This window comes from Corynebacterium tuingiense, assembly GCF_046718165.1.
In the GTDB taxonomy this organism is placed as follows: domain Bacteria; phylum Actinomycetota; class Actinomycetes; order Mycobacteriales; family Mycobacteriaceae; genus Corynebacterium.
In genome coordinates this window covers 463,884-478,941 of the sequence record NZ_CP177101.1, presented here as the reverse complement: position 1 = coordinate 478,941, position 15,058 = coordinate 463,884, and the positions used below count along the sequence as shown (strand labels likewise).

The window sequence follows — 15,058 nt, the reverse complement described above, 5'->3', positions numbered from 1 at the left end:
ACGCGATTACCAGCCGCGCTCGGCCAGGCGGTGCGGTGCAGGCACATCGCCGACATTGATGCCGACCATGGCCTCGCCCAGGCCGCGGGAGAGCTTGGCGAGCTCGGCGGGGTCATCGTAAAGCGTGGCGGCCTTCACGATGGCCTCCGCGCGCGCCGCCGGGTTACCGGATTTGAAGATGCCGGAGCCCACGAAGACGCCTTCGGCACCCATCTGGCGGACGAGGGCGGCATCGGCAGGCGTGGCCACGCCGCCGGCAACGAAGAGGACGACCGGCAGCTTGCCGGTCTCCGCAACCTCCGCTACCAGGTCGTACGGTGCCTGGAGTTCCTTGGCGGCAACGTACAGCTCGTCGCGGTCGAGGTGCTGCAGGCGGGCGATTTCCGCGCGAATGGTGCGCAGGTGCTTGACGGCCTCGGAGACATCGCCGGTGCCGGCCTCGCCCTTGGATCGAATCATGGCCGCACCCTCGGTAATACGGCGCAGGGCCTCGCCCAGGTTGGTGGCGCCGCACACGAATGGCACGTCGAAGTCCCACTTATTGATGTGGTTGACGTAATCGGCGGGGCTGAGCACCTCGGACTCATCGATGAAGTCCACGCCGAGCTCGCCCAGAATCTGCGCCTCGACGAAGTGGCCGATGCGCGCCTTCGCCATCACGGGGATGGATACGGCGTCGACGATGCCCTCGATAAGCTCCGGATCGGACATGCGGGCCACGCCGCCCTGGGCGCGGATATCGGCAGGCACGCGCTCGAGGGCCATGACGGCGCTGGCGCCCGCATCCTCGGCGATGCGCGCCTGTTCTGGGGTCACGACGTCCATGATGACGCCGCCCTTGAGCATGTCAGCTAGTCCACGTTTTACGCGCGTGGTCGCAATGTTTTCGGTCATGCGCTCTATACTGCCCTGCCCAAGTGGTACAAGTAAAGAACCATTTCCTGCGTGTTGGGTTGTACCACTTATACTGTGTTTATGCCCCTGCGCCTCGACCCCGCCGATACGCGCGCCCTGCCTGTGCAAATTGCCGCCGCCGTGCGCGCCGATGTCACCTCCGGCGCCCTGCTGCCCGGCGAACCCGTCCCCTCCACCCGCGCGCTGGCCACCCAGCTCGGCGTCTCCCGCGGCAGCGTGGTCACCGCATATGAGCAGCTTACCGCCGAGGGCTACCTCAGCGCGGAGGTTGGTTCAGGCACCGTCATCAATCCCCGCCTGCCCCACAGCCCGCCGCCGCGCCCCGAGCCCGCACCGCAGTCCGCTCCCGCGCCCAACCTGCTGGAACTGACGCCCGGTCTGCCCGATACCGCCGGCATCATCACCCCCGAATGGCGCGCAGCCTGGCGCGATGCCGCCGCCCAGCCGCTTTCCGATGCCACCCCGCTCCCCCACCACATCGCCAACCACCTGCGCTACATGCGCGGGCTGCGGGTGGATCCGCGCCGCATCGTCGTTACCGCCGGTGCCCGCGATGGCCTGGCTTTAGTGCTGCGCACGCTCGGTACGGCGCTGCGCGTCGGCGTCGAATCGCCCGGTTACCCCAGCCTGCGGCGCATCCCGCAGGCACTCGGTCATGAGTTGGTGAACGTGCCCACCGATGCCGATGGCGTTACCGTTCCCGACACCGATCTCGACGCGCTGATTGTCACCCCAAGCCACCAGTACCCGTATGGCGCGTCGCTGCCGGCCGAACGCCGCGCCGAACTCGTGGCCTGGGCCCGCCAGCACGGCGCTTTACTCATCGAGGATGATTTCGATTCCGAGCTGCGCTACGTAGGCCAGCCACTGCCCGCGCTCGCCGCGCTCGCCCCAGAGCGCACCGTGTTGCTCGGTACCTTTTCCACCGTGATTTCGCCGTCCATCGCCTGTGGCTATGTGGTGGTCCCGGATGGGCTGCGCGGGGGCATCGACAAGCAGCGCGAAATCTTTGGTCAGCCGGTTGGCACCATCCCGCAGGCCGCGCTCGCCCATTACCTGGCCAGCGGGGCGCTGCGGCGCCACACCGGCCGCATGCGCCGGACCTATAAGCGCCGCCGCGACCTCGTGGCCGATGCCCTGGGCGCTCTCCCCGGCGCGCGCCTGCTACCCATCAATGGCGGTCTACATGCGGTTTTACTGTGCGATCCGGCCATCGTCCCGCGCGCCGCCGCCCGTGGCATCAAGCTGACCCCGCTGCGCGAATACTGGGGCGGCGTGGACGCTGAAGACGGCGTGGTTTTAGGTTTTGGCCACTTAAGCGATGACGACCTTCGCCGCAGCCTAAGCGCAGTCGCCGCCGCCCAGCGCGAATGTTAGCCTGAATTTAAATACCCTCGCACAGAAAGACGTAGGAATGGCGCTTGGCCCGCTCGAACTTCTGCTCATACTCATCCCGCTAGCTATCTACATCGGACTTATAGCCGGTGTCATTTATTTAATCGTGCAGGTTGCGCGCAATTCCAACGATATTAAGCAAAATTCGCAGGACATCGCGTACCTTCTGGAGGCACAGAAAAACGGCCCCTCCGCTGGGCAGGGGCCGCATTCTTAAATGCCTAGTCCGCAGGCTTTTCCGTATTCACCGCGTGCGAAAAGTTCTCGCTGAACTCCTTGAAACCCTTATTAAAGGTGCCCAGGTTTTCCATAAACCCGCCCATGATGTCTATGGGCAGCGGGAAGACGATGGTGGAGTTTTGGTCCGCGCCGAGTTCCAGCACCGTTTGTAGGTAGCGCAGCTGCAGCGCCGCCGGGGCTTTGCCCAGCTCCTCTGCCGCCTCGCGCAGCTCGCGGGAGGACTGCAGCTCACCGTGGGCCGAAATGACCTTGGCGCGGCGCTCGCGCTCCGCCTCCGCCTCGCGCGCTAGGGCGCGCTGCATCATCTCTGGGATTTCCACGTCCTTGATTTCCACGATGCGGGTGAGCACTCCCCACCGTTCGGTTTGGCCGTTGATGATCGCCGCCAGATCCTCGTTGAGCTCCTCGCGGTGGGCCAGCAAATCATCGAGGCTCGCCCGCCCCAAGAGCGAACGCAGGGTGGTCTGCGCAATCTGCGAGGTGGCCACGGCGTAATTTTCCACCTCGAGGACCGCCTTGCTCGAATCGGTGACCTCGAACATGACCACCGCATTCACGCGCACGGACACATTGTCCTTAGTGATGATTTCCTGCGGCGGAATCGTCAGCGTCACCACGCGCAAATCCACGCGCTCCAGCTTATCGATGCCCGGCAGCAAGAAATGCAGCCCCGGCTCCAGCATCGGCCGCAGGTGGCCAAAGCGGAAGGTCACGCCCCGCTCATACTGCTTAATCACCTTGAGCGAGTAGGACAAAAACACTCCGATGAGAGCGAGGATGATGCCGATGACGATCGGCCAGAATACGGGAGCGGACACTTAGATTTCCCCTTCCAGTTCTTGACGCACCGAGCGGTAGCGCGTGGATTTTCCGTACTTCGAACCATAGCGATCGACCTGTGCGGCCAATTCCGCCTCGCGGTTATCCATCTCCGGCACCACCAGCTGCGGCGCGTTCGAGGGAGTATTCCACAGGTGGCGGGCCAGCGGGTACACGCCGAAACCGGTGATGATGAGCACCGTAGCCAGGGTCAACGCCACTTCAGAGGGCGAATGGTAGCTAATCAGCGAGGCCAGAGGCAGCAGGTAGCCCATCGCCGCCACCGCCAGCGCGATGCCACGGTGGAAGCGCCCCGAATCCGAGTGCGGCCACGGGTCCAATTGGCGTGTGACCTCCCGGCCGTGGTGCGAGACCGTGCACTGCTGCTTGACTGGGCAGGTATTGCACACGGTCGGGTTCGCGCGGTAGCGCATGACGCGGTTTTCCGGGTCGAAGCTGGAGGGCCAGAGCCAGTGATCTTCGGGGCATCGCCAAGCATCGTGGTCTTCCATGTACCGGAACGTGCCGGATTGGTTGGACATGGTGCGGTTGGCGGTTTGCTGCGCGAGCAGGTCGAATACCCAGGCCACTGCGAGCAAGAAGAGCCCGTAGCACGCGGATAATACGGTAAATGCACCCGGCATTAGTCGTCCTTCTTATCCGAGCGGTAGGTACCGCCCCACTTGGTGCGCGATTCAAATTCCTGGCGCGGCGCGGTGGCGGAATCGCCGCGCTCGGCATCGGGATCTTCCTCCTCAACGAAGGCACCGCGCTCATCGATGTACCCGTAGCGCCGGCCCGTGGAGCTGCGCTTGTCGACGCGCCCCTTGCCACCCGAAACCAGCCCCACCGAGGAACCCACGGGAACCTCGCCCGCGTGGTCGTCCTCGTCCGGGGTGATGATGCTAAACAGCGGGTTGGTTGGGTGCTCCTCCACCGTTGGGATCTCCTTCTTGTAGAGCACGCCGCGCAGCGCCATCCAGAGGAAGGGCAGGACGCCGAGGAGGAACATGACATCGCCAGGCAGGCGCAGCCATTCCATGATGAAGTTGCCGGGCTGGGTAATATAGCCCAGCGACCGCGCTTCCACGTAGCCCGATCCGACGGATTCGTAGAGCTGCATGATGCCCAGCGGCAGGAGCGAAATGACCACCATCCACAGCAGGCCCAGGTTTTGCAGCCAGAAGGCCCAGCCCATGGCCTTATCGGACCACTTATCCTTGGGGATGAGGTAGCGCAGCGCAAAGACCGACAGGCCCACGGCCAGGAAGCCGTAGACGCCCATCATCGCGCCGTGGGCGTGGTTTGCGGTAAGCGCCGTGCCGATTTCGTAGTAGGAGACGATAGGCAGGTTGACGAGGAAGCCGAAGATACCTGCGCCCAAGAAGTTCCAGAAACCGACGGAGACCAGGAACATGACTGCCCAGCGGTGCGGGAAGGGTCGCTCCCCAGAAGCGCGCTGGCGGGAACCCAGCTGCATGAAGGTCCATGCCTCAACGGTCAACAGGGTCAGCGGCACGACCTCTGCGGCCGAGAAGAATGCGCCCAGGGCCATGTGCTCGACCGGGGTGCCCGAGAAGTACAGGTGGTGCATCGTGCCCAGCACGCCACCGGTGGAATAGAGGATGACGTCCAAGAAGATGATGCCCAGGGCGATCTTTTCGCGGACCACGCCGAGCAGGACGAAGACGTAGGCCACCATCACGGTGGTAAAAAGCTCGAGGAAGTCCTCTACCCACAGGTGGACCACCCAGAAGCGCCAGAACTCTGCGACGGAGATGTGGGTTTCCGATCCCGCCAGGTTGCCCACTGCGTAGAACGCTGGGATGGCCAGGCCGGCGTAGAAGAAGAGCCACGGCATATTGGACTTATGCTCGTTTTTCAGGCGGCCGCGCAGCTGGCGGTAGATGATGCCAATCCACACGAACATGCCGATGGTCAGCAGCACCTGGAAGAAGCGCGGTAGGTCCAGATATTCCCATTGCTGGGAAAAGAGCGTGCCCTCTTCGATGTAGCCCATGGTGGAAAGCCATTCAAAGGCCATGGAGCCAAAGACCACGACCGCGATGGCGCCGAGCAGGAACCATACGAGCCAATCCTGCTTCTTCGGTTCCTTCTTGCCCACGAACGAGGCCAGGAAGATGCCGGCCGCCAAGAGCCCACCGGCGGTCCACAGGAGGGAGAGCTGCACGTGCCAGGTGCGCGAGACGTTATAGGGCAGGATTTCTTGCAGCGGGATGCCAAAGAATCCGGTCAGCTCCGTGCGGTAGTGCTGGCTGGCCGCGCCCAGCAGCGCCTGGATTAAGAACAGCAGCGCAATGACCAGGACGAACCAGGCCACTACCTTCTGCGACTTGGTCAGCCCAACCTCGCCCGGCTGCTTAAAGTCCAGGTTCGGCGCTTCTTCCGAATGCCAACCAATGGACTTGGACCACCGGCCGTAAATCGCAAAGATCAGGCCGGTACCGCCGATGAGCGCGATAAGCGAGAGCACCGACCACACCACAAGGTCCGCGGTCGGACCGTTGTCCACGCGCGATTCCGCTGGCCAGTTATTGGTATAGGAATAGTCGTGGCCCGGACGCTCTGCAGCCGAAGCCCACGCGGTCCAGCCGAAGAAACCTACGAGGTTATTGATGTCTTGTTCATCGGTAATAAAGTCCGACGGCAAGCCACTGTTGTGGGAATCGGGGCCAAAGTACTGGGCGTAGTAGTCCTTATTGGCCTCGAATGCCGAAATCTGGTTATCGGTCCACTCCAGCACGCCCGTTTCTTCGTCATAGCGGTTGGTGCGGAATTCTTCTACCACGGCCTCTTCGGGAGTGGCGGAAGAATCAACGAAATCGGGCATACCGTTCGCGTCGTTTTCCTCGCGGGCATGATCGAGGGCGTGGCGCAGGTACTCCGCCGTATAGTCCGGTCCTAGGTAGGCGCCGTGGCCCAGCACGGAGCCGTATTGCTGCAGGCCGCGGGCCTGGTACAACGCCTGGCCGTTAGTGATCTCTTCCTTGGTTAAGACCGTTTCGCCCGTGGATTCGGAGACAATCTTTTCCGGCAACGGCATGGATGCGTCATAGGTGCGGTACGCCAAAAATCCCATGACCAAAAAGCCAAAGATCATGACGAGGGCGATGCCCTGCACCCACACGTTGCTCACCTTGAGGACCGGTTTCTTCCGGTCCTCAACCCCAGTCGTGGTGGTGGCCATAAAGTGTCCTTTTCACAGTTGTAGAGAGTTCGACATACATCATTATGAACGGATAAAGCGGTGTTAAAGAGTCGAACGAAACGCCCTTACCCCCATTCGCCCGCATCGGCCAGCCCGCACACGGGCAATATTGGGAAAGTCGGCGCACCATATAGCCGGGTTCCGCCCCCAAAATCCCCACCTGGCTTGTTTACCCCCGGTTTTTCCGTAACAATTAATGCATGACATTCGCAGAGCACACCAAGCGCAATTGGCTCATCACGTTATTCGCCGCGATTTTCCTCGCCGCCATCGTCTGCATGATTTTCTTAAACGATCCGCACCGCACGATGGTGGTCGCCATGGTCTTTATCGCCTCGGCAATCCTGCTCTTCGGCGCGATCCTCGGAATCTGGTACCTATTTCGCCGCAAGGACACAAAAGACCCGCAATAGATAGGCTGGGGAACATGGAATTTAGCTTGCTTGGCCACGCCTGCGTCGCCGTTGCGGCGCCGGGCGGGCGTATCCTCATCGATCCCGGCACCATGACGCCCACCATTCCCGACGCCGATGCGGTGCTCATTACACACGCGCATGCGGATCACCTAGACCCGGACCGGCTTCCCGATGCCCCACTCTGGGCACCTGCCGAAGCCTGCGAACAACTAGGGCGCGGTACCGCGGTCTCACCGGGCGAGACCATCACCGTCGTCGGCCTCGACATCGAGGTACTCGGCGGCCAGCACGCGCCGATTCACCCAAATATTCCGCGCCCAGTCAATGTGGGCTACTACTTGGGCGGCCTACTCCACCCGGGCGATCAGTACATCGAACACCCGGCAAACGTGCTGCTCCTGCCCATCGCCGGGCCGTGGGTAAAGGCCGCTGAGGCCGCCGATTACGCCCAGCGCGTCGGCGCCGCGGTCACGGTCCCCATCCATGACGCCGTGCTTTCCGATGCCGGCCGCACCGCCTTCGACACCATGCTCACCAAGGCCGGCGTACAGGGCTATAGGCGGCTAAACCCGGGCGAGAAATTTACCGCTTAGTCTATTTTTATTCTCTGACTACCCTGCGGTTTCGCGGCGGGGTGCTGTACGTTACATACCGCTTAGTCTAGTCTTGCGTGGCATGACGACGAAATACGATAACTCCAACGCAAACTGGTCCTTCGCAACCCGCTCCGTCCATGCAGGCCAAAACCTCGACGGCGCGCACAACTCCCGCAACGTGCCGATTTACCAAACCACCTCGTATGTCTTTAATGACGCCGAGCACGCAGCCAACCGCTTTAACCTCTCCGATGCAGGCCCCATCTACACCCGCCTGACCAACCCAACGCAGGATGCGCTAGAAGAGCGCCTCGCCTCCCTTGAAGGCGGCGTGGCCGCCGTGGCCTTTGCCTCCGGCCAGGCGGCAGAGACCGCGGCCATTTTCAACCTCGCCTCGGCAGGCGATCACATCGTTACCTCCCCGCGCCTCTACGGCGGCACCTCCACCCTCTTTACCGTCACGCTCAAGCGCCTCGGCATCGACGTCACCCTCGTGGAAAACCCGGACGATCCCCAGTCCTGGCAGGACGCCGTGCAACCTAATACCAAGGCGTTTTACGGCGAGACCTTTGGCAACCCGGTAGCCGATGTCCTCGATATCCCGGCCATCGCCGAGGTCGCGCACAATAACCAGGTCCCGCTCATCGTGGATAACACCATCGCCACCGCGGCGCTGGCCCGCCCGCTCGACCTAGGCGCGGACATCGTCGTGGTTTCGACCACGAAGTTCTACACCGGCAATGGTTCTGCGGTAGGCGGCGCGATTATTGACGGTGGCTCCTTCGACTGGACCGTCGAGCGCGACGGCAAGCCAGTATTCCCCTACTTCGTTACCCCAGACGAGGCTTATCACGGCCTGAAGTACGCCGACCTCGGCGCCCCCGCCTTCGCGCTCAAGGCCCGCGCCGGCCTGCTGCGCGATACCGGCGCCGCCATTTCTCCGTTCAATGCATGGCTGACGCTTAATGGCATTGAGACGGTAGGGCTGCGCATCGACAAGCACAATGCCAACGCCCAAGCCGTGGCCGAGTACCTGGAAGGCCACGCCAAGGTGACGAAGGTCAACTACGCCGGCCTGGACTCCTCACCGTATAAGAAGATCAAGGAGAAGCTGGGCTACTCCTATACCGGCTCCGTGCTGTCCTTCGATATTGAGGGCGGGCGCGAGGAAGCATGGGCGTTTATCGATGCCCTAAAACTCCACTCCAACCTCGCCAATATCGGCGATACCCGCTCGCTCGCCGTTCACCCGGCAACCACCACGCACTCGCAGTCCGATGATGCCGCCCTAGCCGCAGCGGGCATCGCCCAGTCCACCATTCGTTTGTCCGTGGGCATTGAAGATATCGACGACATCATTGCTGACCTCGAATTGGGATTTAACGCACTGGCATGAGCTGTATAAGTATCGGCGATTTTCGCACCGAAGCAGGCGCCACGCTTTCCGATGCCCACATCGCCTACCACCGCTTCGGCCATTTCCTCGGCGATCCGCATGGCGGAAATAACGTCATCCTGGTGGAACACGCGCTGACCGGCAACGCCGATGTAGCCGAGTGGTGGTGCGATCTCATTGGCCCAGGCAAGGCGCTGGATACGACGAAGTGGTGCGTTATTGCCATGAACGCACTCGGTGGCTGCAATGGCTCCACCGGCCCCTCCTCCCCACATGCGGATGGCCGCAGTTGGGGATCGCGTTTTCCGGCGCTATCCATTCGCGATTTGGTGGCTGCGGAGAAAAAGGCGCTGGAAGAGCTCGGGATAACGCGCGTGCATGCGATTATCGGCGGTTCCATGGGAGGTGCGCGCACCTTGGAATGGACGCTGATGTATCCCGATGCCGTCGACGCTGCGTGCGTTATCGCCGTCTCCGCGCGCGCCTCCGCGTGGCAGATTGGTATCCAGTCGGCGCAGATTTCCGCGATTGAGCGCGATCCCTTCTGGCACGGCGGCGACTATTATTCCTCCTCCCAGCGCCCTCGCGAAGGACTCGCGGCGGCGCGGCGCATCGCGCACCTGACGTATCGCGGCGAGCAGGAAATCGATGAACGCTTTGGTGTTCAGGCCCAAACCGACGAAGAACCCCTCGGGCCCTATCGCCGGCACGACCAGCGCTTCGCCGTGAACTCCTACCTGGATTATCAGGGCTCGAAGCTGGCGGATCATTTTGATGCTGGTTCCTATGTCACGCTTACCGAGGCCCTCAACCGCCACGACATTGGCCGCGGCCGCGGCGGCCTGAACCGCGCGCTGGGTTCTTCGCAGGTACCGACCATGGTCGTGGGCGTCGACACCGACATCCTTTATCCCTATCACCAGCAGGAACACCTCTCGCGCAACCTGGGCAACCTGCTGGCCATGGCGAAGGTGGTCTCGCCCGTCGGCCACGATGCGTTCCTCACGGAATCGCGCCAGATGGACCGCATCCTGCGCAACTTCCTCACCCTGTCCCAACCGCACCCGCTGGACGCGGACAGCACAATCGACTACGCCATCTAGCCAGCCCAGCCTGCACGCCAACGCGGGGCACAATACCGCACCGCCTACGCCAGCGGTTTACAGTCGCTAGTGACTCGACGCACGACCCCGGCGCACCAGTGCGGCTGGCGGGCTTCCCGTCATTTGGCGTGCAAGTGACCGTTGAGCTGGCGCGTAATACCGCGTGGCTTACACGGTCGCGGTTGCTCCGGCGCACGAACGGGAAACGCGGCGCGAGGCAAACAGGGAAAGGGCCGGCGCGGTGAGCAATACCGCGCGGTTTTCTGCTCCGGTGCATGGGCAGGGGCGCGGTGAGTGGCTAGCCGGGGCTACTTACAGAAGGCATACAGAAGGATCGCCGAAACGGCGCAGGTTTAACTGCGCTAGCTTCGGCGATGTTTTTTATCGGGCCCAGGGCGGGCGCCACACGATGCCTTCATGCGGGCGGCGCTCTAGGCGCCCGCGACGAGGCGGGGCATTCGGGTCATCGTCGTTCACGGAGTTGTGGTACTTGCAGGCGATGGTCAGGTTCTCGGAGTTGGTCTCGCCGCCGAGCAGCCACGGTTGTAGGTGGTGAACCTGGCATTCATCGGCCGGGATATGGCAATCGGGCCACGGGCACACCGGGTTTTCGGCCATCGCCATCTGCCGCTGCTTCCAGGTGGCCAGCCGGCGCGTGTGGTACAGGTTCACGGGGCCGGTGACGGGGTGGATGAGGGTGATGAGGCCGGCATCGGCAAGCGCGCGCTCCGCTAGCTGCGCACCGGTGATGGTGGCACCATTAGTCAGCTGCAGGGTGACGTCATTGTCGCCGTGGGTCACCTTCACCATGTCATCCAGCGTGAGGACCACGTTGGTAGTGATGGTGGAGGCGGCAGCGCCCTCTGCAAATACCCGGCGCGCATCGTCCACGGTGGAGACGTGATTATTAATCTCAGCCACCAGGTCCGATTCCGCGGTGATGGTCAGCGTCCACAGGTCATCGGTGCGGCGGGTAAGCCGCACGCCCTCCGCGCGCTTCTGGGTGCGCTCCTCCTTGACGCGGCGGCGGGCGCGCTTTTCTATCTCGCTGGTAGAAACGTTGAGCCGGCACAGCTCCTCGCGCAGGGCCCACGCCGCGCGCTGGGTCTTTAGCTTCTGCGCGTGCACCTCAATGATTTTCAGCGCATCGAGCGGGAGCGCGGTCGTGCGGGCGGCGCGCTGCTTGGCGCTAAACGATGTCTTGCCAAAATACGTATCCGCCAAGCGCGCGAATTCCGCGGCCTCTTTATCGCTAAAGCCGCGGGCTACCAATTCGGCTTCGGATAGCCCAGCGCACTCCCCGATGAGCGCCATCGGGGAGTTAATCGCTGCGAGGTAATCCGAAATCATGACCCCGAGCCTAAACCGCGGGTAGCGGTGGGCGCGAGGCCAAGAGCGCCGCGGCTGTGGATAGCCACAGCGACACGCCGCAAATTGGTGATACTGAAACAATCACCTGTGGATAACTAGCTGCCCAGCGCGTCCACGGAGTAGGCAAGAAAGGCCATCAGCGCACCGATGACCCCGGTAAACGTGGCATCGAAGCGGCGTGAGCGCACCGCCAGCACGCCGACGCGGCGCGAATCGCACGTCAGGCGCACCACCGTCAGCCACAGCAGCGCGATCCCGAGCAAGAAGGTGGCCCTGCGCCAATACTCGAAAATGGCGTAGCCGCCGGACAAAGCCACCCCGGCGATGAAGAGCCCGATGGCCACCCACTGCACGGAGGCAGGCAGCGGGGACGGTTTCAGGTGCGCGTCGTGGGGATTGTCTAAATTCACGCCAGCTTTTCCGCGCGCTCAACGATGTTGCGTACCAAAAAGGCACGCGTGAGCGGTCCGACGCCGCCTGGGTTCGGCGAGACGTACCCAGCCTTATCCCAGCAATCGGGGGCGATATCGCCGGTGAGCTTGCCGTCGACGCGGGACACGCCGACATCGAGAAGCGCGGCGCCTTCCTTAATCATGTCCGCTGTGAGCATGTGCGGTTGGCCGGCGGCGGCGATGACGATATCGGCATTGCGGGTTTCGGCGGCGAGGTCCTTTGTACCGGTGTGGCACAGGGTAACGGTGGAGTTCTCGCTGCGGCGGGTCAGCATCAGGCCAATGGGGCGGCCGACGGTCACGCCGCGGCCGATGACGACGGTCTTGGCGCCGTCCAGCTCCACGCCAAAGCGGCGCAGCAGGTGCAGGCAGCCATTCGGGGTGCACGGCAGCGGGGCTTCCTCGTTGAGCACGAGCTTGCCCAGGTTGACCGGGTGGAGGCCATCGGCGTCCTTTTCAGGATCGATGCGCTCGAGGATGGCGTTCTCATCCAGGTGCTTGGGCAGCGGGAGCTGGACGATGTAGCCGGTGCAGGCGTCATCGGCATTGAGCTCATCGATGACCGCCTCGAGCTCCTCCTGCGAAATATCCGCCGGCAGGTCCTTGCGAATGGAATTAATACCCAACTTTTCGCAATCGCGGTGCTTCATCTTTACATAGGACTGGGAGCCTGGATCCTCACCCACCAGAACGGTGGCCAGGCCAGGGGTTATCCCCTTGTCTTTCAGGGCGGCCACGCGCTCGGCGAGGTCCGCAAAAATCTCGTCACGGTACAAGGTGCCATCTAGTTTGGTAGCGCTCATAGCCCCCATCCTAGACTGAAGGCATGAGCCAGCTGCACATCGTCTTTGATAATCCCGTCATTCCGACCAATACCGGCAATGCCATTCGCACCGCGGCGGTGACGGGCGCGAGCCTGCACCTGATTGAGCCGCTGGGGTTTAACTTTGACGATAAGCACTTAAAGCGCGCCGGTCTGGACTATCACGACTTGGCAGATGTGCAGATCCACAAGGACTTCGACGTGTGCATGGAGGCGCTGCCCGGCGCGCGCGTTTTCGCATTCACCACGCATACGGATAAGTGGTTTACAGACGTGGAGTACCAAGACGGCGACGTTTTGCTCTTTGGCACGGAGCCAACCGGCCTGCCAGATGAACACGTCAACCATCCGCGCATCACCGATCAGGTGCGCATTCCGATGGTCCCGGCCAGGCGCTCGATGAACCTCTCCAACTCCGCATCGACCGCGGTCTTTGAGGCCTGGCGCCAGCTTGGATTTAAGGGAGCGGTGTAAGTTCTGGCAGGTCGCGGGAGCGCAGGCGGTTGAGCAGCGCGTGGGCATCGGCAAGCGCGAGGTTGCGCGCCGCCATGGACACGGGCCCCTGCACGAGGTCAAGCTCCACCGTGGCTAGGCCGAGCAGCTGGGATATCGGGCCGCGGCGCAGGGTGAGTTCCTGGATGTGGCGCAGCTCGATGGCTTGGACGCGGCGGTTGAAGCGGCCGGCGCGCACGATGACATAGTCGCCGGTCAGCGCGACGGTTTGCTGCCGGTAATCGATGGGCGAGACCCATTTGGCGCGCGCGGGCGAGGCGTAGGTCGGGGCGGCATCGGCGGGCAGGAATTGCCGGGCCTGGACGCGCTTGCCGACGGGCACGATGCGCGTCGATCCCGATCCCTCGCCGCTGGCCATGCCGCCGTAACCGGCGACCGACACGCGCGTTTCGTACCAGTCGAAGGGCCGCCACAGGAAGGGCTGGGTGACCTGGACGGCGTGGATGCGCTCGAGGCGGATGTTTTGGCGGCGGCGATCGGCAAGGCCGTAAGTGATATTGAGCACGCCATCCTCAAGGCTGGCGGTATAGCGCCACGAGGAGTCAATCACGTTCCAGGCGCGCGGGACGGTGGCCAAAAGGATGGGCAGCGTGATGGTCAGGGACATCGGAGTGACCACGAGGAATACGAGGGCTGCAATAAGAACGATCGTGGACACGTGCAAAGCGGCCGCGACCAGGGAACGTGCGATGGGGATTTCGGGGATGAGGATATTGTCCTCTTCCTCGGCCGACTGTTTTTCAGCCGGCCGTTCTTCAGCCGGCCGCTCTTCTGCCGGCCCCTCGGCCCGTGGCTCGCCGTGGACGCGGGAGAGGATTTCGGCGCGCAGGGCCTCGGCATCGCGCTTTTTCAGATAGGCGATTTCGATGGCGGACGACTGCCCGCCGGCCGTTTCCACGCGCACGGCCGCGAGCCGGAAAAGGCGGGCGATAACGGGCTCGACGACATCGACCGCCTGCGTGCGGTCATAGCGCGCGGTGCGCTGCTGCTTCGAAATAACCCCGCGGCGCAAGGTGAGTTCTTCCTCGCCCAGCCGGTAGCCCATCTGGCGCCACCACACGCCGGACACGAGCCAGACCACCGCGCACACTACGATAAACCCGGCCAGCGCGAGGCCAATATCGCGCAGGTCCGCGGCGCTGTGTTCGCCGGTAACGAAGGCAAAAAGTCCGCGCAGCGCCTCCATATTGACGTTTAAGGCAAAAGCCGCGATGACGGCCAGGATGACCGACCACAGCCGCAGTAGCGGGGTCAAGCGGTGGACGCGGTGGTACCTCATAGCCCGCTCATCCGTTCGCGGGCGTGGTGGGTGAGGCGGGTGCGGAGGGCATCGGCAAGCGGGGCGTCCAAACCCTTCACCGTGGCGTCCGTGGTTGCGGAGGCGGTGTGCAGCTGCAGTTCCTTGAGCCCGAAGGCGCGCTCGAGGGGGCCGGCGGTCACGTCCACGAACTGGATGCGGCCGTAGGGCACAACGGTGAAAGAATGCCACAGCTTACCGCGCGTAATGAGCAGCTCATCGTCTGTTTCGCACCAGCCCATGCGGCGCACCTGGGCCGGGATGAGCCAGAGCAGCCAGAAAAAGAGGACGGCGAAGAGTCCCGCCGCCCAGTAGAACCACGGGGTCCACCAGTACCCTGCCGCTGCGGCCGCCGCGGCAGAAATAACCGTCCAGCTCAGGTAGCGGATGTAGCGCACCTTAACCAAACGCGGCGAGACGGGGTTCATTTCTTCGCTCATAGCTACTGACAGTAGCAATCGGACTCGCGCCCTTGTACAACTTATCGTTATTC

15 protein-coding genes are annotated in these 15,058 nt (G+C 63.0%); 6 read left to right on the top strand and 9 right to left on the bottom strand.

Translation table 11 applies throughout. The annotated features are described in order from the left end of the window. Positions 1-6: 6 nt before the first annotated feature. A complete protein-coding gene (gene pdxS, locus ACLI1T_RS02355; protein ID WP_023025344.1) occupies positions 7-894 on the bottom strand; it encodes a pyridoxal 5'-phosphate synthase lyase subunit PdxS in 888 nt (295 codons plus the stop codon). Between the two features lie 81 nt (positions 895-975). On the opposite strand from pdxS, the gene ACLI1T_RS02350 reads away from it, so the two are divergent. Beyond that, the gene (locus ACLI1T_RS02350) at positions 976-2,292 is read left to right on the top strand and encodes a PLP-dependent aminotransferase family protein (RefSeq protein WP_411702934.1); all 1,317 of its coding nucleotides are present in this window, start codon (positions 976-978) and stop codon (positions 2,290-2,292) included. A gap of 239 nt (positions 2,293-2,531) precedes the next feature. Here ACLI1T_RS02350 and ACLI1T_RS02345 read toward each other — a convergent pair whose 3' ends face one another. From ACLI1T_RS02345 to ACLI1T_RS02335, 3 genes are read right to left on the bottom strand one after another with little or no spacing between them, the layout of a single operon-like run. Further along, the gene (locus ACLI1T_RS02345; RefSeq protein WP_023025338.1) at positions 2,532-3,368 is read right to left on the bottom strand and encodes an SPFH domain-containing protein; all 837 of its coding nucleotides are present in this window, start codon (positions 3,366-3,368) and stop codon (positions 2,532-2,534) included. Then, positions 3,369-4,013 carry a hypothetical protein gene (locus tag ACLI1T_RS02340; protein ID WP_237791446.1) on the bottom strand — a complete coding sequence of 215 codons (645 nt, stop codon included), beginning with the start codon at positions 4,011-4,013 and terminating at the stop codon, positions 3,369-3,371. Then, positions 4,013-6,577: a nitric-oxide reductase large subunit gene (locus ACLI1T_RS02335; protein ID WP_411702933.1), complete on the bottom strand. Its 2,565-nt coding sequence runs from the start codon at positions 6,575-6,577 to the stop codon at positions 4,013-4,015. Before ACLI1T_RS02335 ends, ACLI1T_RS02340 begins: the two co-directional genes overlap by 1 nt. Positions 6,578-6,798: 221 nt before the next feature. Here ACLI1T_RS02335 and ACLI1T_RS02330 point away from each other — a divergent pair, with 221 nt between their 5' ends. The 4 genes from ACLI1T_RS02330 (at position 6,799) to metX (ending at position 10,109) form a co-directional block, all read left to right on the top strand. Continuing rightward, on the top strand, positions 6,799-7,011 hold the full coding sequence (locus ACLI1T_RS02330; protein WP_023025332.1) for a hypothetical protein: 213 nt from the start codon (positions 6,799-6,801) through the stop codon (positions 7,009-7,011). A gap of 14 nt (positions 7,012-7,025) precedes the next feature. Further along, positions 7,026-7,607 carry an MBL fold metallo-hydrolase gene (locus ACLI1T_RS02325; RefSeq protein WP_023025330.1) on the top strand — a complete coding sequence of 194 codons (582 nt, stop codon included), beginning with the start codon at positions 7,026-7,028 and terminating at the stop codon, positions 7,605-7,607. Positions 7,608-7,689: 82 nt separating this feature from the next. Next, positions 7,690-9,006 (top strand): O-acetylhomoserine/O-acetylserine sulfhydrylase, encoded by a 1,317-nt coding sequence (locus ACLI1T_RS02320; RefSeq protein ID WP_411702932.1) that lies wholly within the window; start codon positions 7,690-7,692, stop codon positions 9,004-9,006. Then, a complete protein-coding gene (gene metX / locus ACLI1T_RS02315; RefSeq protein WP_411702931.1) occupies positions 9,003-10,109 on the top strand; it encodes a homoserine O-acetyltransferase MetX in 1,107 nt (368 codons plus the stop codon). Before ACLI1T_RS02320 ends, metX begins: the two co-directional genes overlap by 4 nt. A gap of 381 nt (positions 10,110-10,490) precedes the next feature. Here metX and ACLI1T_RS02310 read toward each other — a convergent pair whose 3' ends face one another. The 3 genes from ACLI1T_RS02310 to ACLI1T_RS02300 form a co-directional block, all read right to left on the bottom strand. Then, positions 10,491-11,459, bottom strand: coding sequence for an HNH endonuclease signature motif containing protein (locus ACLI1T_RS02310; protein WP_411702930.1), 969 nt, complete (start codon positions 11,457-11,459; stop codon positions 10,491-10,493). 116 nt (positions 11,460-11,575) lie between these two features. Next, on the bottom strand, positions 11,576-11,890 hold the full coding sequence (locus ACLI1T_RS02305; protein ID WP_023025321.1) for a DUF3017 domain-containing protein: 315 nt from the start codon (positions 11,888-11,890) through the stop codon (positions 11,576-11,578). After that, complete coding sequence (locus ACLI1T_RS02300) at positions 11,887-12,735, bottom strand: bifunctional methylenetetrahydrofolate dehydrogenase/methenyltetrahydrofolate cyclohydrolase (RefSeq protein ID WP_023025319.1); 849 nt, start codon at positions 12,733-12,735, stop codon at positions 11,887-11,889. Before ACLI1T_RS02300 ends, ACLI1T_RS02305 begins: the two co-directional genes overlap by 4 nt. A 23-nt stretch (positions 12,736-12,758) precedes the next feature. Here ACLI1T_RS02300 and ACLI1T_RS02295 point away from each other — a divergent pair, with 23 nt between their 5' ends. Next, positions 12,759-13,229 carry a tRNA (cytidine(34)-2'-O)-methyltransferase gene (locus ACLI1T_RS02295; protein ID WP_349887790.1) on the top strand — a complete coding sequence of 157 codons (471 nt, stop codon included), beginning with the start codon at positions 12,759-12,761 and terminating at the stop codon, positions 13,227-13,229. Here the strand turns inward: ACLI1T_RS02295 and ACLI1T_RS02290 are convergent. Together ACLI1T_RS02290 and ACLI1T_RS02285 are read right to left on the bottom strand one after the other, a co-directional pair. Then, entirely contained in the window at positions 13,213-14,547 is a 1,335-nt protein-coding gene (locus tag ACLI1T_RS02290; protein ID WP_411702929.1) for a PH domain-containing protein, read from the bottom strand. The genes ACLI1T_RS02295 and ACLI1T_RS02290 overlap by 17 nt on opposite strands. Further along, positions 14,544-15,005 (bottom strand): PH domain-containing protein, encoded by a 462-nt coding sequence (locus tag ACLI1T_RS02285; protein WP_411702928.1) that lies wholly within the window; start codon positions 15,003-15,005, stop codon positions 14,544-14,546. The genes ACLI1T_RS02290 and ACLI1T_RS02285 overlap by 4 nt, the downstream gene beginning before the upstream one ends. Positions 15,006-15,058: the final 53 nt, after the last annotated feature.